Below are 19344 nucleotides of genomic sequence, written 5' to 3'. Positions count from 1 at the left end.
AGCGCATTTCGATCTGATTGATTCAGATCGGCGCTCTAAGACTGCCCAGAATGTAATGAAAACGCGTTCTGAGCTCCTTTCATTGATAAATTATAAGCTTGCCCACTTCCTTGCAGGGCCCAATTCTGGGTGTCGATTATATATCCAAAGGTCTGTCGCGCGTTTGAAATTTTACACGTAACTTTCCATTCGACCGTAAATGAATTATACGCAGTTTTAGCAATCGTCGGATCCTGAATCGCGAAGTCTGCTATACTGCTCGACCCACTATAGTAATCTGTTAATTGGAAATATTTAATTGCATCTGCTGCACTTGGTTGACTAAGGTTAATCAATGTACCATTTTGATCGCACAACGCGAAAGTCAGGACAACATTGACATTAACGTTCATAGCGACTTGAATATCTCTGCTGCTCGTAAAACCTCGAACGCCGAAATCGTAAACGATAATATTCACACTTGTCATCTCTTCTCCAAATCGATTAATTTCTACGCAATATTAGATAATACTAAATTCAAGGAAAGGATTGGTATCCTAATATAACCATAAAATAAAACCAAGACGCCATCTCAATTGTATTATCACGATAATTATCATTATTTTCATACTATTATATTTTATATTCATTATAATATAATTACAATCGAATTTTCGCTGTATTATATAGTATGCGTCATTTAATGGCGCCTTGCTTTTACTAATAATATGGATTCTATTCTACAGTATTAAAAATTTATTAGTATAACACCCGCTTCCGGGACCCCCGGTACTAGATTCTCGTAACAGTTGACAGCAGCAGATGCGGTACTTCCAGTCTGACAAGTAGCCGTTTTTATTATGCTTTTATTTTTCAATGGATCACTGTCGTATAAGTTTGAAGTTACTTGAGTTGCCCAGTTGGAACGCTGATGATCTAAGGTAATTATTTGACCGACCTTGCCATCCGGTGTCACGTTCCATGCAGCTTTTTTTTCTGCATTTATGCAGTTTCCGGAATTTTTATCTTCTACACGAACAGTCAATCTATTGTCAGGAGCCTTATTCGTCAGAGTCGCTCCTCCTGAGGGCACATTCCATATGTGGAAGCATTTCCCAGCCGATCCGTTCGGTATAATTTTCAATTCATTATAAGTATTATTTACAAAAACGACCTGATATGATTGCGATGCAAACGCATAGCTAGGAATGAAAGATGATAGTGCGACTGCTGCACATAAAAATTTATTCATTATGTTCTCCATTATATTCGAGAAATTTACTGTATATTCGCCAATATGTATTTTCTTTACGGTTTTCATTATGACACATAACCTTTATAACTAAACTGTATATTGTCACAGTTGGTGACGATCCGACGTTGGATCATCGCAAATATTGAATTTACAACCACTGACGGCTCGCGATGATCGCGATATGATGATCGGGCAGACACAGTGGTGGGCCGACAGGTTGATCAGGGATATAAAGAAGTAAAGCTTTCGGGGGACGCTTGCCGATTGTGTCATTCGGGAATCCGGTGACGGATCGCGGAAGGCGCAATCGTAAGCGCATCTGCGTCAAGTTGCTTTGCAAAGCCTGAATGCCGTCATCAACATCCTTGACGAAAAGTTTGCAGCAGATCCTTTAAAGCTCTATTACCCTTTTCATCCTGATAGCGTCGAGAAACGTCTGATCGTGGCTGACAACGATCAGCGCCCCTTCATAGGCATTGAGAGCGGTTTCCAGCGCCTCAATGGAGTCGAGGTCGAGATGATTTGTCGGTTCATCGAGAATAAGGAGTTCAGGAAGCTCCGTTCCACCGAGTACGCAGGCAAGTGCCGCCCGCAACAATTCGCCGCCGCTGAGACTGCCGGCAAGCCGTGAAGCCCCCTCGCTACGGAACGAAAACCGTGCCAGCGCCGCGCGCGCATCATTGTCGTTCGATCCCGGATTGAGACGCCGATAGTTTTCATAGAGAGTCTGGCTGCGATCCATCAGGCTCATCTGTTGGTCGAACATCACTACACGCGCCGGACGCAGAACCGTTCCGGCTACAGGCTGAAGATCTCCCGTCATCAACCGCAGCAAGCTGGTTTTGCCAGCGCCATTCGGCCCTGCGACAACCACGCGCTCGGCTCCTACAATCTTCAGCGACAGGTCGCGGATCACCGGACAATCGGTCTGAGGTCCGCCTGAGACATGCTGCATATCCAGCATGACGCGACCGGAAGGCGGAACCGCGCCAGCCACATCGAAATGCATCGGCTTCACCCGCTCGACTTTTGCCTCGGCCTCCCGCAACTGCTCGTCGGCCTTGCCGGACTGGCGTTCCGCCAGCGCATTGCCTCGGCCCTTCGACTGCTGCGCACGATCTTCCCGGGCATCAAGCAGCATTTTGCTCATTCCAGCATCGGCTCGTGACTTCTTACCGCGCGCATCGCTGCGCGCCTGTCTTTCGGCTGCAGTCTGCGCCTTTCGCTCGACCTGCTTGACCTCGCGTCGTGCCATTGCGAGGTCGTGGGCTGCTTTCTCGCGTTCTTCGGTCTTTTTCCCGTGATAGAAATCCCAGCTCCCGCCATAGATTCGAAGCCCGTCTGCCGACAATTCCGCTATCGCATCCATCGACTGCAGCAGTTCACGGTCGTGGCTGACCACCACGGCTGCACCGCGCCAGGCGGCCAATAAATCGACGACGACCAGACGACCGGCGCGATCGAGATTATTGGTCGGTTCGTCCAAAAGAATCAGGTCAGGCTTGCGGAAGATGAGGGCTGCAAGCGCCGCGCGCGTCTGCTGGCCTCCACTCAAAGCGGAAACGGGTGTTTCCGGACCCATATCAGGCAAACCAAGCTGCTGTAGTGCGTCAACAAAGCGCTGCGGCAGAAGCCAGTCGGCCTCATTCAGATCGCGGTCACTGGCCAGCCCCTGTTCGACGCGTGCCAGAATATCGAAATCTGTCCGCGCATCGAAAAGATCAGCCAGTGCCCCGGTGCAATCGCCGCCGGCATTCTGCCGCAGCACACCGATGCTTCCGTTCGCGGTCACATTTCCGTTTGTCGGAAGCAGCGCCCCGCTCATGATGCGCAACAGCGTTGATTTGCCGACGCCATTGCGCCCGACCAGACCGATGCGGCCTGCGGTTATACTGAAATTGATGGTTTCGAAGAGAGTACGGCCATCAGCCGTAACGCAGGAAATATCCTGAAGTGTAAGAACAGCAGACATCGCGAACCATGGAAACGTTGAAAACACTGGTCATTTGAAACAGTGCAATCCGATCCATCGTTCTTCTCTCCTTGTTCAGAGCGCATCCCGAAACGTGTGAAACGGTTTTCGGAAAAGATGCGCGTTAAAACAGATATTTAGAGCGCCGATCCGATTCAATAAGATCGAAATTCGCTCTAAACTGCCCCCTATATAGGGCTTACGACATGATCAATCCAGATCGAATGTCGCAATAACCGGCACGTGGTCGGACGGGCGATCCCAGCCGCGCGCGTCGCGAAGAATTTGCAGGCTCTGGATATGTGTTTCAAGATCGGCGGAACCCCAGACGTGATCCAGCCTGCGACCACGATCTGACTCGGCCCAATCCTTGGCGCGATAGCTCCACCAGGTATAGATTTTCTGGTCTGCCGGAATGAGCTGCCGCATCAGGTCGCTCCAGCCGCCCTTCACACGCAAATCTTCCAGCGTTTCGGTCTCGATGGGCGTATGGCTAACGATCTTCAAAAGCTGTTTGTGCGACCAGACGTCATTTTCGAGCGGCGCGATGTTGAGATCGCCGACGAGAACGGATGAATGTCCATCCTGCCGGTCGGCTACGATGGCGCGCATCTCCTCGAGAAAAGCCAGCTTATGTGCAAATTTCGGATTGATCTGCGGGTCCGGCTCATCACCACCCGCAGGAACGTAAAAGTTATGAATGCGAAGCTTTTTACCACCTGCTTCGACCACCGCGCTCAGATGGCGGCAATCGCCCATGTCGCAAAACCCGATCTTTTCCACGCCCGTCAGTGGACGGCGCGATATTGTTGCAACGCCGTGATAGCCCTTTTGGCCGCTGATGGCGATGTGCTCATAGCCAAGTGCGCGAAAGCCCTTGGAAGGAAATTGGTCATCGGGACATTTGGTTTCCTGAAGACAGAGAACATCCGGCTGATAATCGCTCAAAAACTGCTCGACCAGCGGCATACGCAGGCGAACGGAATTGATGTTCCAGGTAGCAACAGAAAATGTCATGGAGGTAGGTCTCGCAGCAACGAAAAAGATGCCGCGAACCTAATCATTTATCCGACAAATGCAAACGACTTGCCTATCACAAACTGACGATTACTGGCCTTTGCGCTTCATCGCGATGCGCTGATAGTCGATCTTGAACATATCGTCGGTGAACCGAACGCCGCTGCGCACATTGAAGATCATGACAGTGGTATCGAGCTTCTGGGCATCCGTGATGGTCCACTGCTTCAGCTCGTAGGATTTGGGGTCGAACATCATGGTGATTTTCGAATCGCCGAAGACCGACTTGTCGCCCAATACCAGCGTGGTCATGTCCGGCTCCTGCTTCACATTCTGAAGACGGCCGCCGCCAAGATCGATCCGGTCCGCGAGCAGCAGCTTCAGCGGCGTCTTCGAAAGCGGATAGAGATCCCACGTGTCGAGCTTGCGATTGTTGATGACCACCGATTCGCCATCCGAAATCACCCGAATCGGCGAGTTGTTGTAGTTGAAACGGATCTTTCCCGGACGCTCGATATAGAAAGTGCCGCCGGTCTGGTCGCCCTTCGGACCGAACTGGACGAATTCGCCAGTCATTGTGCGCACGGATGAGAAATGATCTGCAATCTGCTGTGCCGCAGCACCAGCGCCAGCACCTTGTGCCATCGCGGCGACCGGCGCCAGAATCAGTGACGTCATGCCAAGGCCAAGCGCTCCCATTCCCAGCACGGCTGCAAAACGACCAGCTTTCGCAATGGCGGAAAAACGGGAGAACATCATCGACAAACTTTCTCTTTTCATCATTCTGTTGAACTACGCTGGCAGTTGGGCGCGAGTATGGCGTCCCGCAGTCATACACCCGGCTTAGAAATCATCGTCACCGGTCGGGACGAGAATTTCACGCTTGCCCGCATGGTTGGCCGGACCGACAATGCCTTCGTCCTCCATGCGTTCGATGATCGAGGCAGCCCGGTTGTAGCCAATTCCAAGACGGCGCTGGATATAGGAAGTCGAAGCCTTCTTGTCGCGCAGCACCACGGCGACAGCCTGATCATACGGATCGTCGGAATCCTCCAGACTGGAGGTCCCAGCCGGACCGCCGCCTTCGTCGTCTTCTTCATCCTCGGTGATCGCATCGAGATATTCCGGTACGCCCTGAAGCTTCAGGTGCTGCACGATGCGTTCCACCTCATCGTCACCGACGAAAGGCCCATGCACGCGCTGGATACGACCGCCGCCAGCCATGAAGAGCATATCGCCCTGGCCGAGAAGCTGTTCGGCACCCTGCTCGCCCAGAATGGTGCGGCTGTCGATCTTCGACGTCACCTGGAAGGAGATACGTGTCGGGAAGTTGGCCTTGATCGTGCCGGTGATGACGTCCACCGATGGACGCTGCGTCGCCATGATGACATGGATACCGGCCGCACGCGCCATCTGCGCGAGGCGCTGCACCGCGCCTTCGATATCCTTGCCTGCGACCATCATCAGGTCGGCCATTTCGTCGATGATCACGACGATATAGGGCATCGGCGCCAGATCGAGCTCTTCCGTCTCGTAGATCGCCTCACCGGTATTGCGGTCGAAGCCGGTCTGCACGGTACGCGCGATCGGTTCGCCCTTCTTCTGCGCCAGACCGACACGCTGGTTGAAGCCGTCGATATTGCGCACGCCGACCTTGGACATCTTGCGATAGCGGTCTTCCATTTCGCGCACGGTCCATTTGAGCGCGACGACCGCCTTCTTCGGATCGGTCACAACGGGCGTCAGCAGATGTGGAATACCGTCATAGACGGAAAGTTCCAGCATCTTGGGATCGATCATGATCAGGCGGCATTCCTGCGGCGTCATGCGGTAAAGTAGCGACAGGATCATGGTATTGATCGCCACCGACTTGCCTGAGCCTGTGGTACCGGCAACGAGAACATGAGGCATCTTGGCGATATCGGCGATGACTGGCTCGCCATTGATTGTCTTGCCGAGCGCCAGCGCCAGTTTCGCCTTGGACTGTTCAAAATCGCGGCTTGCCAGCATTTCGCGCAGATAAACCATTTCGCGCTTGGGATTGGGCAGTTCGATACCGATGGCATTACGCCCCGGAATGACCGCCACACGCGCTGCAATCGCGCTCATTGAACGGGCGATGTCGTCGGCAAGCCCGATAACACGTGATGACTTGATACCCGGTGCTGGCTCAAGCTCGTAAAGTGTGACCACCGGACCTGGCTTCACATTGATGATTTCACCACGCACACCGAAATCTTCCAAAACACCTTCAAGCAAACGCGCGTTTTGTTCCAGAGCATCCTTGGAAAGTGCGGGATCACGCTGGACCAGCTTCGGTTCCGCAAGGAAATGCAGCGATGGCATTTCAAAGACGCCGTTGTCCTTGAGGAAGGACGGCTGCGCCTCACGCTGGGCGCGCGCGCCGGGCTTTGGCGAAGGTGCGACCTGTTCCACACGAGCCTTGCGGCTTCGCGCGGGCGGCGCATCATGCCACTCCTGACCGGCGAGTGGCGAACCGTCATCCATGTCATCCATATCGAAAGGCGGCTCGTCATCGGCTGGGGCAGATGCTCCGAAACCGGGTTCGCGGCGCGGCGCATTGCGTGTTTCCGCATTGCGGCGCACAACGCGCATTTCGTCGAAATCTTCCTCGCGCGGGCGGCGGCGTCCAAGCCCCGTCAGACGCCTGAAATTTGCGGTCGTGGTCAATGCCAGATGGGTGAGCGCGCCAACAAGCTGGAAACCGCCACCGGCAGATGCTTCATCGTCTTCCTCATCTCCGGCAAAATCATCGTGCTCCGCACCACGACGTGCCGATGGCTGTGCAGGATTGATGATTCCTGCCCCGCGACCGATGATCCCGCTGGCAAAAAGGCAGAGCCACAGAGCCGGTATCGCGAGAATAAGCGCAATTCCCGACGCTATCGCGCCTTGCGGGAAACTACCGATGAAAAGGCCCGGGAACTTCAGGACCATGTCGCCGAAGACGCCACCGAGGCCAATCGGCATGGGCCAGCTTTCAGGCACGGCAAAGCAACTGGCAATAGCTGCGAACAGCAATGCAGCGCCGAGCCACGCGAAACTGCGTTTGGCTATGCGCCCGATTCCACCACGCGTCATCATCAGGAGCGACCAGACGGCAAGCGGAAGCAAAGCGGGAACGCTCGCCAGGCCGAAAAACTGCATGGCGATGTCGGAGAACACGGCGCCTGGGTAGCCGAGCGCGTTGGTTACCGGATTGTCTGTTGCGTGACTGAAGCTCGGATCGGCAACATTCCACGTCGCAAGCGCACCGACGGCCATGCCGGTGAGCGCCATAAGCCCCAACCCGAACAAGATATAGAACTGCCTGCGGAAGAGATTGGCCAGTCTGAGCCTGTCTTCCGTAACCCGCTCGTCACGCAGCGGGTATGAGGGCGAATATCCTTGCCGCATATAGCCTGTCCCGAACCGAATATCTTTGCTGGCCCCTGAGCGGAAATACTCCGGGCACACTGAATCGGTCCGATCCTAATCGCCGGATGGTTAATTCCTCATTAACCATGCAAAAGGTCGCAAGCAAATCCGTTGATGAAATGAAAAGGCGCGGTTTCCCGCGCCTTTTTTCCTCTTCGGACAATCCCGCTCTATTGAACGGATTCGCCGTGCAAAGCGATGTCGAGACCTTCAATCTCAGCCTGCTTGCTGGGTCGCAGACCCATGATGGCCTTGACCACATAAAGAATGATCGCAGTGGCGATAGCCGTATAGACAATCGTGATGGCAGCACCAAAGAACTGCTTGCCGATGGTCGCACCTTCCCCGGCCGGGTTGATTGCCGCATCGGCAAAAAGACCGGTCAGCACCGCACCGACGAAACCGCCGACACCATGGACACCGAATGCATCGAGCGAATCGTCGTAACCAAGCGCATGCTTGATCTTTACGGCTGCCAGATAGCAGACCACACCGGCAACGATGCCGATGATGAGCGCACCCATCGGATTGACGAAACCGGCAGCGGGCGTGACAGCAACGAGACCCGCAACGGCGCCTGAAATGATACCGAGCACGCTTGGCTTGCCGGCAACCGCCCATTCAATGAACATCCAGGCCAGAGCAGCACCGGCGGTCGCAACCTGGGTGTTGAGCATGGCGACGCCAGCAAGTGCATTGGCGCCAGCAGCGGAACCCGCATTGAAGCCGAACCAGCCCACCCACAGAAGGGCAGCACCAATGACCGAGAGCACGAGATTGTGCGGCGCCATGTTGGTGTGGCCGTAACCATCGCGTTTGCCGATGATGAGGGCCGCAACCAGACCGGCGACACCGGCGTTGATATGGACAACCGTACCACCGGCAAAATCAAGCACGCCATCCGACGCCATGAAACCGCCGCCCCAGACCCAATGTGCGACCGGGATATAGACGATGAACAGCCAGAGTGTCAGGAAGACCAGCATGGAGGAGAACTTCATGCGTTCGGCGAACGAACCGGCGATGAGTGCGGGCGTGATGACGGCAAAGGTCATCTGGAAGGTAATGAACACATATTCGGGAATGGTTCCCGTCAGCGATTCCATCGTGACGCCGGAGAAGAAGGCTTTTGAAAGCCCGCCAATATAAGAATTGAGAGAGCCGCCATCGGTGAAGGCGAGTGAATAACCTGCAACCATCCACAGAATGGACATCAGACAGGTAATCGCAAAGCTCTGCATCACCGTGGACAGCACGTTCTTCTTGCGCACCATGCCGCCATAGAAAAGTGCCAGACCCGGTATGGTCATCATCAACACAAGCGCGGTTGAAGTCAGCATCCACGCCGTGTCGCCCGTATCGAGGGTTGGTGTCGGTGCGGCGTCCTGTGCCATTGCCGTCCCGGCCATGGCGACGAGCGCAGGCAGGGTAGCCAGAAGGGCCGTTTGCTTGTTTCTTCCTGTTATCAGCATCGAATATCTCCGTCGAAGGGCGGTTTCAAACGCGGCTGCGCTGGAAAGACCGGTTCAAACAGAGAGAAACAAAATTCATGCCAGTTGGCCGGGGTTGGCAAACTAACCGTAAATTTTCTGAAATTGAGTGCACCGAAGGCGCAAATGGAGGTCCATGGAAGAGAAGATGTTGCTGCAACTTACCCTGAATGAAGCCTTAAACGATTCATTCGGCTCGGCTTTCCCTCATAGGCATCCGCTTTCGCGTAGCGAATGCCTTATATTTAATCACGCACGAAGGTAATGATTAAATAATAGTCATTTCTTTTTATCGTGAACGCGGATCAGGCCTTCCTGCGCGACCGATGCGATCAACACGCCATCACGCGTATAAAGCGCACCCCGGTTGAAACCGCGCGCGCCGGAGGCACTCGGCGTATCCTGCGTGTAGAGCAGCCAGTCATCGAGCCTGCAAGGGCGATGGAACCACATGGCGTGATCAAGGCTCGCAACCTGCAGATCGCGGTCGAAAATCGTGCGGCCATGCGGATGCAGGGACGTATCGAGCAACGTCATATCCGAGAGATAAGCGAGAATGGCGGCCTGCAGGGCCCGATCATCCGGCACAATGCCGCGCGCCCTGACCCAGACATGCTGGGCAGGCTCGAGCTTCTCGCGCGAGAAATAATGGGTCAGCGACACCGGCTTGATTTCGATCGGCCGTTCCCGCTCCCAATATTTGCGCACATTGGGCGGCGCCATATGGAGATATTGTTCCTTGATGTCACGATCACCGACAAGCTGTTCAGGCATCGGCAATCCTTCCGGCATGGGAAGCTGGTGATCAAGTCCGCCCTCATCCACCTGAAACGAAGCCGAGAGGGAGAAAATCGCCTTGCCGTGCTGCTTTGCCAGAACGCGCCGGGTGCTGAAGCTCGATCCGTCGCGGATACGATCCACCTCATAGACAATCGGGATCGACGGATCGCCGGGCCGCACGAAATAAGCATGCAGGGAGTGGACGTCCCGTTCGGGCTCGACGGTGCGCTGCGCCGCAATCAGCGCCTGTCCGATCACCTGTCCGCCGAAAACCCGCTGCCACCCGACCTGCGGACTGTTACCGCGGAACAAATCCACCTCCAGCGTTTCCAGATCGAGGATGGAAAGAAGCTCACGCATCGCATCCGTCTGAGCTTCAGTCGGGGCTTCAGTCGGGGCATCGGCCTGCTCACCAGCAGACTTTTCTTGATCGGTCATGGACAGCCTGTCTCCTGCAACCATATATATGCTTTGGTTTCTTGTTTGAGCCGGAGCATTGGAACCTGTCAAGAAGCGCGCGGGAAAAGCTGTATTGGCAGAAGCCCGGATACCTCGCTTCGACAGCTCGCGTTTCGATATGCACCGCGGCAAAATATCGGGTTTCTTGGACAAAGATATATGCCAAAACAGCGCTCGTGAGATGGATTCTCGAAAGGAAATGACAATGGCCGCCCGGAAGAAGCAGGAAGCAGCACGCCATAACGATGTAGTGATTGCAGGCGGCGGCTATGTCGGGCTCGTCACGGCAGTTGCGATCAAATCAGCAGCGCCACACCTTTCCGTCACCGTGATTGACGGCGCACCGGCTGGCGCCTGGAAGAATGACCCGCGCGCTTCCTCCATTGCTGCAGCCGCTTCACGCATGCTCGACAAGCTTGGTTGCTGGCAGGAAATCCTTCCCGAAGCCCAACCGATTACGGAAATGGTCATCACCGATTCGCGTACCTCCGATCCCGTGCGTCCGGTATTCCTCACTTTCGAAGGCGAAGTCGAACCCGGCGAACCCTTTGCCCATATGGTCGAAAACCGCGTCCTCAACACCGCCCTGCACAACAAGGCTGAAGCGCTCGGAATCGCCTTCCTTGAAGCCACCAGCGTGGAGAATTTCAACACCCTTCCCGAGGGGGTGACTGTCACGCTCTCCAAAGGCGATACGCTTGAAACGCGCCTGCTGATTGCGGCTGACGGCGCACGTTCCCGCCTGCGCGATCTGGCTGGCATCAAGACGGTCAACTGGGATTACGGCCAGTCGGGTATCGTGTGCAATGTTGCCCATGAACTGCCGCATGGCGGCCGAGCCGATGAACATTTTCTTCCAGCCGGTCCATTTGCGATCCTTCCGTTGAAGGGCAATCGCAGTTCCCTCGTCTGGACCGAGCGCACAGCAGATGCCGAACGCCTCATTCGCGAAGACGACTTCGTGTTCGAAGCGGAACTGGAACAGCGCTTCGGTCATCGTCTGGGTGTCCTGCATGTCGAAGGACCTCGCCGCGCCTTTCCGCTCGGACTGACGCTGGCGCGGGAATTCGTGAAGCCGCGCTTCGTTCTGGTGGGCGATGCGGCGCACCGCATCCATCCCATTGCCGGGCAAGGTCTCAATCTGGGTTTCCGAGATGCGGCAGCGATTGCGGAAGTCGTAGTCGAAACAGACCGGCTCGGCCTCGACATCGGATCATTTGCCGCTTTGGAACGTTACCAGTCCTGGCGTCGCTTCGACACCGTACAGATGGGGGTGACGACCGATATCCTGACGAGGCTTTTCTCCAACGACCATCTGGCGGTCCGCTCGATCCGCGATATCGGTCTGGGACTCGTCGACCGGGTGCCGGCGCTGAAATCCTTCTTCATCAAACAGGCGGCCGGTCTTTCCGGCGATACGCCACGCCTGTTAAAAGGACAGGCGATCTGAATTCTGGCTGCGTTCTGGCTGATTGCTGGAAGCCACGGTCAAGTGCCCTATATCGGAAACGGAAATCCAAACCGAGAGGAGAGCTTCCCATGGACAGAAAAGCAACTGCCGTCTGGCAAGGCACGCTGAAGGAAGGCAAAGGCACCCTTAACACGCAAAGTGGTGCACTGAAGGATCTGCCTTACGATTTCAAGGCACGCTTTCAGGACGAAAGCGGTCGCTCCGGCACCAATCCGGAAGAACTTCTCGGCGCCGCTCACGCAGGCTGTTTCGCCATGCAGCTTTCCGCACTTCTGACGGAACACGGAACGCCACCGGAAAAACTGGAAGCCACTGCGGCGGTCACTGTCGGCCCCGCAGCCGGCGGAGGCTTTGAAATCAGCCGCAGTGCGCTCACGCTCAATGCCACGATCCCCGGTATCTCGGTCGAAGATTTTGAAGCGCTCGCCAACAAGGCCAAGCAGTCCTGCCCGCTCTCGAAAGCACTCGGCGCGATTGAAGTGACACTGGATGCAAAACTGGTCTGAACAAATTGACCAACTGAAAAGATAAGCGGGCGTAAGCCCGCTTTTTACTCGGGCAAGTGGCAAACAGCCTCGATATTGTGCCCGTCCGGATCGGTCACGAAGGCGGCGTAATAATCGGGATGATAATTCGTACGAAGGCCCGGCTTGCCGTTGTCTGCGCCGCCGGCGGCGATGGCTGCTTCGTAAAAACGATCGACTTCGGAGCGGGTTCCTGCAGAAAAGGCGACATGAAGCACACCGTTGAGTTTCGCCCCCTTCTGCTTGCCGATCCAGAATTCCGGCTTGCCGTTGCGACCGTAACCCACCCAGTCGCCGAACTCCATGGCGCGGCTTATGCCGAGCGGGGCCAGTGCCGCATCATAGAAAGTCCGCGACTTGGGCATGCTGGAAATATTGAAACCGATGTGATCGAGCATGATTGCCCTGTCTCCAATGGACCTGTTCTCCAATGAGATATCGGTGTCGCTACAAAGATCAAGCCTTCTGCGAAGACAACCAGGGTTCAGAGCCTGAATCAAGAAGCGGCGGGCCGAGGCGAAGATGGTGATTTTCGAGTACCGGAGCGCAATGTACTGAACGTACATGAGCACCGGAACGCAGAAAAGCGCCATTTGCAGACCGGCGTGGCGACTTTTGGAACAGGCTCTCAGACAAAGAAAAAGGGGAAGGTTACCACCTTCCCCTTTTTATCCTTGATCGTGGCACAAGCGGCGCGAAGGCCTATAGGCCGACAGGGATCGCAAAAAGTGGCTATATCGCGACTACACGCGGCGCTCGACCATCATCTTCTTGATCTCGGCAATTGCCTTGGCAGGGTTCAGCCCCTTCGGGCAGGTCTGCGCGCAATTCATGATCGTGTGGCAGCGATAGAGCCGGAACGGGTCCTCAAGATTGTCGAGGCGTTCACCCTTGGCTTCATCTCTGGAATCGATCAGCCAGCGATAAGCCTGAAGCAGAACGGCAGGTCCGAGATAACGGTCGCCGTTCCACCAATAGCTCGGACACGAGGTCGAACAGCATGCGCACAGAATGCATTCATAAAGACCGTCGAGCTTCTGGCGGTCGTCATGGCTCTGCAGCCATTCCTTCTGCGGCTCCGGCGAAACCGTCTTGAGCCAAGGCTCGATGGAACGGTGCTGGGCGTAAAAATTGGTGAGGTCCGGTACCAGATCCTTCACCACCGGCATGTGCGGCAGCGGGTAGACCTTGATGGCGCCCTTGATATCATCCATGCCCTTGGTGCAGGCCAGCGTGTTCGCGCCATCGATATTCATGGCACAGGAACCGCAAATACCTTCACGGCACGACCGGCGCAGCGTCAGCGTCGGGTCGATCTTGTTCTTGATATAGAGCAGACCATCCAGGACCATCGGGCCGCAATCGTCACGATCGACATAATAGGTGTCGATGCTCGGATTGGCGTCGTCGTCCGGCGACCAACGATAGATACGGAATTCGGTAACCCGCTTGGCACCATCAGGGCGCGGCCAGGTCTTGCCCTCTTGCGGGCGCGAATTCTTGGGAAGTGCGAGTTCAACCATTGCTCTTTCCCTTAATCAGTAAACGCGCTTCTTCGGCGCAATCTTGGCGAGGCTGATGCCGCCTTCCTCTTCCGTCGTCAACGGATCAAGGTGGACAGGGCGGTAGTCAAGCTTGACCTTGCCATCCGGCGACAGCCAGGACAGCGTGTGCTTGCGCCACTCGGCATCGTTGCGGTCCGGGAAATCCTCATGCGCATGGGCGCCGCGGCTTTCGTGACGCGCTTCGGCCGAAACAACCGTCGTCAGCGCATTGGCCATCAGGTTTTCCAGCTCGAGCGTTTCGACCAGATCGGAGTTCCAGATCATCGAACGGTCGGTGACCTTGATGTCCGGCAGCTCTTTCCAGAGCTTTTCCATGCGCTCGACGCCCTGCTTGAGCGATTCCGACGTGCGGAACACGGCAGCGTCTTCCTGCATGGTACGCTGCATCTTCTCGCGCAGTTCTGCAGTCGGCTGGGAGCCATTGGCAAAACGCAGGCGGTCGAAGCGTTCCATGATCTTGTCGCAGGCAGCGATGTCGAGGTCTGGAACCTTTGTATTGCGATCGATAACCTCACCGGCACGGATCGCAGCCGCACGGCCAAACACCACCAGATCGATCAGCGAGTTGGAACCGAGACGGTTTGCACCGTGCACCGAAGCACAGCCCGCTTCACCGACAGCCATCAGGCCCGGCTGTACACGGTCCGGATCAGCTTCGGTCGGGTTCAGCACCTCGCCCCAGTAATTGGTCGGGATGCCGCCCATATTGTAGTGAACGGTCGGCAGAACCGGGATCGGTTCCTTGGTCACATCGACGCCTGCAAAAATCTTGGCCGACTCAGAGATGCCCGGCAGGCGTTCATGCAGAACAGCCGGATCAAGATGGTCGAGATGCAGGTAGATATGGTCCTTGTTCTTGCCAACGCCGCGACCGGCGCGGATTTCCATGGTCATGCAGCGCGAGACCACGTCACGCGAAGCAAGATCCTTGGCCGACGGCGCATAACGCTCCATGAAGCGTTCGCCTTCGGAATTGACCAGATAACCGCCTTCGCCGCGTGCGCCCTCGGTGATGAGGCAGCCTGCACCATAAATGCCGGTCGGGTGGAACTGAACGAATTCCATATCCTGCAGCGGAAGGCCAGCGCGTGCAGCCATGCCGCCGCCGTCGCCGGTGCAGGTGTGAGCAGACGTAGCCGAGAAATAGGAACGGCCATAACCGCCCGTCGCCAGAACCACCATCTTGGCGGAGAAGCGATGGATCGTGCCGTCATCGAGGTTCCACGCCACGACGCCGGTGCAGACACCGTCGGTCATGATGAGATCAAGCGCGAAATATTCGATGAAGAACTGTGCGTTGTTCTTCAGCGACTGGCCGTAGAGCGTATGCAGGATCGCATGGCCGGTACGATCGGCAGCAGCACAGGTGCGCTGAACCGGAGGGCCGTCACCGAAGTTCTGCATGTGGCCGCCGAACGGGCGCTGGTAGATCTTGCCTTCTTCCGTACGCGAGAACGGCACACCGTAATGTTCCAGTTCGTAGACGGCTGCAGGCGCTTCACGCGCCAGATATTCCATCGCATCGGTATCGCCGAGCCAGTCCGATCCCTTGACGGTATCGTACATATGCCACTGCCAGCTATCCGGGCCCATATTCTTGAGCGAAGCGGCGATGCCGCCCTGTGCTGCAACCGTATGCGAACGGGTTGGAAAAACCTTGGTGATGCAAGCCGTCTTCAGGCCCTGTTCGGCCATGCCGAGCGTTGCGCGTAAGCCCGCGCCGCCAGCTCCAACCACCACCACGTCGAACTTGTGATCGACATAGGTATATTTGCTTGCCACGGCAGCATCAGCCGCGTTGTTTACTGCACTAGCCATCGGGCTATCAACCTCCGAAGCTCAGCTTAAGGATCGCGAAAACGCAGGCAAAGCCAACCACCGCCGTAAAGAAGGTGTTCAGCATTGCCAGCACGACCTTCATGCCTTCGCCATGCACATAATCTTCGATAATGACCTGCATACCCAGACGCATGTGATAGACGCCCGTCAGAACGAACAGCGCCATGACAATGGCTGTAATGGGATGCGAAAGAGCAGCCCGGACTTCCGCATAGCTTGCGCCATTGAGCGAAATAACCAGACCGATGAAAAACATGACCAGCGGCACCAGAGCGACCGCGCTCAGGCGCTGATACCAGAAATGACCGGTGCCTTCCTTGGCCGATCCCAGACCCCGGACCTTGCCGAGCGGGGTGCGCATATCATTGTTCAGACCGTTCATGAAACCTGCTCCCCTTAGCGCACCGAATAGGCAACGACCCAGACGAGGATCGTGGCGATGACGGAGAAAACGACGGTCGTCCAGGCGATCTTCGAAGCCGTGTGCTTTTCAAGACCCGCACCCGTATCCCAGATCAGGTGACGAACGCCACCGGCCAGATGGTGCAGAAGCGCCCAAGTATAGCCGAACAGGATCAGGCGACCGATCCAGGACGAGAACAATGCATTGACGAAATTGAAGCACTCTTCGCTGACTGCAGCCGAGATCAACCAGGCCGCCAGCAACAAGGTGCCGAAGTAAAGTGCGCCGCCTGTAATGCGATGGACGATGGACATCGTCATCGTAATGACCGGCTTGTAGATGGACAGGTGCGGCGACAAAGGACGCTGGCGCGTTACAGTCGGTTGTGTCATGGCTCTGTAGGCTTCCCTGACGTTTCTCCCCGGCCACACCCCGCTGACGACGATCAGCGAAGCAGCCAGGTTGCGGATTCTCCCGAACCCTGGTTCGACGTCGTCCAAAGCGCAGGGAACCGGACTTTACGATCCCGCGCCGGTACGACCCAATAAAATATGGCTGGACCGTGGCGTACGGCCCTATGTGGCGCTTTCTACTGCGCTTTTACCATCACGTCAAAGAAGCTTTTTCACGAAAAGACTAACAATTGGTCGCACCTGGGCGACACATTCGCGTGATTGCGGCATTCAAACGATTGAAGGCCGCAATCGGCAAAAACATGTGTAATTTCATCCACTTTTGGGAGAATGATTAATTACCGAATCGAATCACGTAGCTCGACCAGTCGGCTGCCGTGGCAATCTGTTCATAGAGCTTGCGCCCGTCTTCCGGCACGCGCGGCGCGTTGAGCACGAGCTTTGACCAGCTACGCTCCTCGGCCTTGTCGGCCAGCACGTCGATCAACGCCTTGGCTATGCCTTTCCCGCGATGATCGTGATGCACATAGATATGATCCACTTGCCCCGCACGCAGCCCCGTCACCGGCTCGGGCAGATCGTAGAAGATCACGAAACCGACCAGATTGCCGTCGACCCTGGCCCCCAGAGTTTCAGCAGCGCGATCCTGAAGCAGATGCTCGGCATAAAAATCGTCGGGGCGACGTGGGGCACCGCGCTTGAGCGCCTGCGCATAGCTTGCCAGCAGCGGTGCGAATTCGTGGGCATCACGCAGATGGAGGAGCGCAATATCGACGGCATGATCTTTGGTCATTGGACGTTCCTTGGCGTTTCCAGCTCTCCCACGTGCAGCTTGCGAAGCAGTACCGCACGGGAAGACCGGTTCGATTTTAGCCAGCACGGATGACAAAGGTAAAGAAAGAGTTAAGATGGTCCTCATTCTCTTTGGGATCATGCATGGTGAGGCTCGATCAACGATGGCAAACCGCAAACGGACGATGCTTGGTCTGGTTGTCGTCGGCGCTCTTGCGCTGCCCGGTTCCGCACTGACCCGTCCCGCACTGGCCGACAACGCGATACGCTCTTTCGATGCGTCGGGAAGTATTGTCATTCAGATGCCAGATAACGGCGCGAAGATCATTCGGATCGGAGCGGCACAGAAGACAGCCTCCCGTTCGGCACAGCGCATCAAAGTGATTTCTGGACCGCAAGATCGCGCCGTCGCCCATATCGTCGCCAAACCCAACAGCGATTGCGAAAGTGCAGTCGTACGACAGGGGCGCTCTTTCATGTATGGAATCGATCGTGGAGAAACGCCGGTTCTCGACCATGCAGGTTGCAGCTATCAATAGGCTTCGTTCAACGCCCGGTCATTGAGCGGAATTCCAGAACGTTTTCGTCGACCAGTATCGGCAAGGCGGTGCGGACACAGTTGCGTCCGCCCTTCTTCGCTTCATACAGCGCACCATCTGCACGTTTGTAGAGATCGGAAAACACATCGTCGAATTCCATTTCCGCGACCCCGAAGCTCACAGTGAATTCGGTCTCCCCGTTCTTGCCGGGGATATGGATATCATGGCAGGCAAGCCGGGCCTTGTCGGCAAATCGCCATGCGGATTGAATCGTGTTTCCCGGCAGGATGACTGCGAATTCCTCACCGCCTATGCGCGCGGCAATCCCGCCCTTGGCGTTGGCCGCCTTACGCAGTTCGGCAGAGAAAGCGGCAATGACGCGATCCCCCAACGCATGACCATGCGTGTCGTTGATTATCTTGAAGTGATCGATGTCGCACAAAACGAGCGACAGGGCCTGTCGCATGCGTTTCGATTTTTCGATTGCAGCTTCCGCACGAAACTCGAAGCCGCGTCGGTTGAGCAGCGCCGAAAGCTGGTCCGTTTCCGAGCGGATCAGCATATTGGTGATCAGCTCCCGCATCAGGCTCAAAAGCAGAAGCAATCCGCCTGCAACGGAAAGAGCAGCCCCCATCGACTGCGAAAACATCGCATAGGTCGTATCGATATAGTCAGCCGGTTCAGCACCTGTGCCTCCCGACAGCGCGGCGACGACGGGCTTGAACAGAAAATGCACGGCGCTGATGCCGAACAGCACCGCCATCAAGGTGTCGATGCCGTTGCGGTCCACCCGCAGGATCACCCACACCGCAAGCATGAGCATGAGGAAGTAGGGCGTCTGGTAAAGCAGCATGCCGATCATCTGGCTGCGGGCAATGTCATATATGCCGTAGACCATGGCAAGGGACGTAATGGTCAGCGAGCCGAGCGCAATCCACGGCACCGGTCGGGCATACATTCGAGCCAGACCGACGACCAGACAGGACAATGTCAGGTAATAGGTTGTGAAGGCGAGCATATAACCGAGACGGGGATTGGGAATGGAAGGCATGGCGAGCTCTGTCAGGAAGTAGAGCATGGCAAAGATGAAGCCGAAGGCGAAGACGGGTGCTGCAGCATTGTCCCGCGCATAAACGGCTATGCCGAGAAATGCAAAAGCAAACAGACCGGAAACGGTCATGTTGATCAGGAGGATAAAGTCGGCCCCATTCATCAATGTTCTTCCCCGTGCCGGCGCTCAAAAGCCTCTCGACGCCAGCCACCCCCAATTCTCCTTACAATCAAAGCGTGAAAAAGCTGCTAATACACAGTCAAAGAAAAACCGCCGGGATGAACCGGCGGTCTGATCTTTTCGGAAGCGTCTCAAAAACACTTCAATGAGCGCATGTCCCCAAAAGGTGGAAACCGG

Annotated in this window: 18 protein-coding genes; 3 read left to right on the top strand and 15 right to left on the bottom strand. The window is 55.9% G+C overall.

The features are described from left to right. Positions 1-35: 35 nt before the first annotated feature. The 8 genes from ACYSN1_RS08215 to tesB all read right to left on the bottom strand — a co-directional run bounded on the left by ACYSN1_RS08215 (position 36) and on the right by tesB (position 10369). Entirely contained in the window at positions 36-467 is a 432-nt protein-coding gene (locus ACYSN1_RS08215) for a hypothetical protein (RefSeq protein ID WP_461725164.1), read from the bottom strand. A gap of 260 nt (positions 468-727) precedes the next feature. After that, entirely contained in the window at positions 728-1231 is a 504-nt protein-coding gene (locus tag ACYSN1_RS08210) for a hypothetical protein (RefSeq protein WP_461725163.1), read from the bottom strand. Positions 1232-1625: 394 nt separating this feature from the next. After that, entirely contained in the window at positions 1626-3206 is a 1581-nt protein-coding gene (locus ACYSN1_RS08205) for an ABC-F family ATP-binding cassette domain-containing protein (RefSeq protein WP_461725162.1), read from the bottom strand. Positions 3207-3416: 210 nt separating this feature from the next. Next, positions 3417-4223 (bottom strand): exodeoxyribonuclease III, encoded by an 807-nt coding sequence (locus tag ACYSN1_RS08200; RefSeq protein ID WP_461725161.1) that lies wholly within the window; start codon positions 4221-4223, stop codon positions 3417-3419. A gap of 90 nt (positions 4224-4313) precedes the next feature. Beyond that, positions 4314-4982, bottom strand: coding sequence for an outer membrane lipoprotein carrier protein LolA (locus ACYSN1_RS08195; RefSeq protein ID WP_461725160.1), 669 nt, complete (start codon positions 4980-4982; stop codon positions 4314-4316). Between the two features lie 84 nt (positions 4983-5066). Next, positions 5067-7640 carry a DNA translocase FtsK gene (locus ACYSN1_RS08190; protein ID WP_461725159.1) on the bottom strand — a complete coding sequence of 858 codons (2574 nt, stop codon included), beginning with the start codon at positions 7638-7640 and terminating at the stop codon, positions 5067-5069. A gap of 191 nt (positions 7641-7831) precedes the next feature. Further along, positions 7832-9133 (bottom strand): ammonium transporter, encoded by a 1302-nt coding sequence (locus tag ACYSN1_RS08185; protein ID WP_461725158.1) that lies wholly within the window; start codon positions 9131-9133, stop codon positions 7832-7834. 297 nt (positions 9134-9430) lie between these two features. Next, positions 9431-10369 (bottom strand): acyl-CoA thioesterase II, encoded by a 939-nt coding sequence (tesB, locus tag ACYSN1_RS08180; protein ID WP_461725157.1) that lies wholly within the window; start codon positions 10367-10369, stop codon positions 9431-9433. Between the two features lie 226 nt (positions 10370-10595). On the opposite strand from tesB, the gene ACYSN1_RS08175 reads away from it, so the two are divergent. Further along, the gene (locus tag ACYSN1_RS08175) at positions 10596-11840 is read left to right on the top strand and encodes a ubiquinone biosynthesis hydroxylase (protein WP_461725156.1); all 1245 of its coding nucleotides are present in this window, start codon (positions 10596-10598) and stop codon (positions 11838-11840) included. Between the two features lie 89 nt (positions 11841-11929). After that, a complete protein-coding gene (locus tag ACYSN1_RS08170) occupies positions 11930-12367 on the top strand; it encodes an OsmC family protein (protein WP_140020445.1) in 438 nt (145 codons plus the stop codon). A 44-nt stretch (positions 12368-12411) separates the two neighbouring features. On the opposite strand, the gene ACYSN1_RS08165 is transcribed toward ACYSN1_RS08170, so the two are convergent. The 6 genes from ACYSN1_RS08165 to ACYSN1_RS08140 all read right to left on the bottom strand — a co-directional run bounded on the left by ACYSN1_RS08165 (position 12412) and on the right by ACYSN1_RS08140 (position 17398). Next, positions 12412-12783 carry a VOC family protein gene (locus ACYSN1_RS08165; RefSeq protein ID WP_461725155.1) on the bottom strand — a complete coding sequence of 124 codons (372 nt, stop codon included), beginning with the start codon at positions 12781-12783 and terminating at the stop codon, positions 12412-12414. A gap of 345 nt (positions 12784-13128) precedes the next feature. Continuing rightward, positions 13129-13908 (bottom strand): succinate dehydrogenase iron-sulfur subunit, encoded by a 780-nt coding sequence (locus ACYSN1_RS08160; RefSeq protein WP_140020447.1) that lies wholly within the window; start codon positions 13906-13908, stop codon positions 13129-13131. A gap of 15 nt (positions 13909-13923) precedes the next feature. Continuing rightward, positions 13924-15768: a succinate dehydrogenase flavoprotein subunit gene (gene sdhA / locus ACYSN1_RS08155; protein ID WP_461725154.1), complete on the bottom strand. Its 1845-nt coding sequence runs from the start codon at positions 15766-15768 to the stop codon at positions 13924-13926. Positions 15769-15775: 7 nt separating this feature from the next. Continuing rightward, positions 15776-16171 (bottom strand): succinate dehydrogenase, hydrophobic membrane anchor protein, encoded by a 396-nt coding sequence (sdhD, locus tag ACYSN1_RS08150; RefSeq protein ID WP_461725153.1) that lies wholly within the window; start codon positions 16169-16171, stop codon positions 15776-15778. A gap of 14 nt (positions 16172-16185) precedes the next feature. Next, positions 16186-16584: a succinate dehydrogenase, cytochrome b556 subunit gene (gene sdhC, locus ACYSN1_RS08145; RefSeq protein WP_140020450.1), complete on the bottom strand. Its 399-nt coding sequence runs from the start codon at positions 16582-16584 to the stop codon at positions 16186-16188. Positions 16585-16939: 355 nt separating this feature from the next. Continuing rightward, complete coding sequence (locus ACYSN1_RS08140) at positions 16940-17398, bottom strand: GNAT family N-acetyltransferase (RefSeq protein ID WP_006470954.1); 459 nt, start codon at positions 17396-17398, stop codon at positions 16940-16942. A 163-nt stretch (positions 17399-17561) separates the two neighbouring features. On the opposite strand from ACYSN1_RS08140, the gene ACYSN1_RS08135 reads away from it, so the two are divergent. Continuing rightward, complete coding sequence (locus ACYSN1_RS08135) at positions 17562-17936, top strand: hypothetical protein (protein ID WP_461725152.1); 375 nt, start codon at positions 17562-17564, stop codon at positions 17934-17936. A 7-nt stretch (positions 17937-17943) separates the two neighbouring features. Here ACYSN1_RS08135 and ACYSN1_RS08130 read toward each other — a convergent pair whose 3' ends face one another. Then, positions 17944-19149, bottom strand: a complete 1206-nt coding sequence (locus ACYSN1_RS08130; RefSeq protein WP_461725151.1) for a GGDEF domain-containing protein — start codon at positions 19147-19149, stop codon at positions 17944-17946. Between the last annotated feature and the right edge of the window lie 195 nt (positions 19150-19344).

This window comes from Brucella sp. LJL56 (assembly GCF_054871705.1).
The sequence above is the reverse complement of the archived record's forward strand: the minus strand, read 5'-3'. Positions and strand labels throughout refer to the sequence as shown.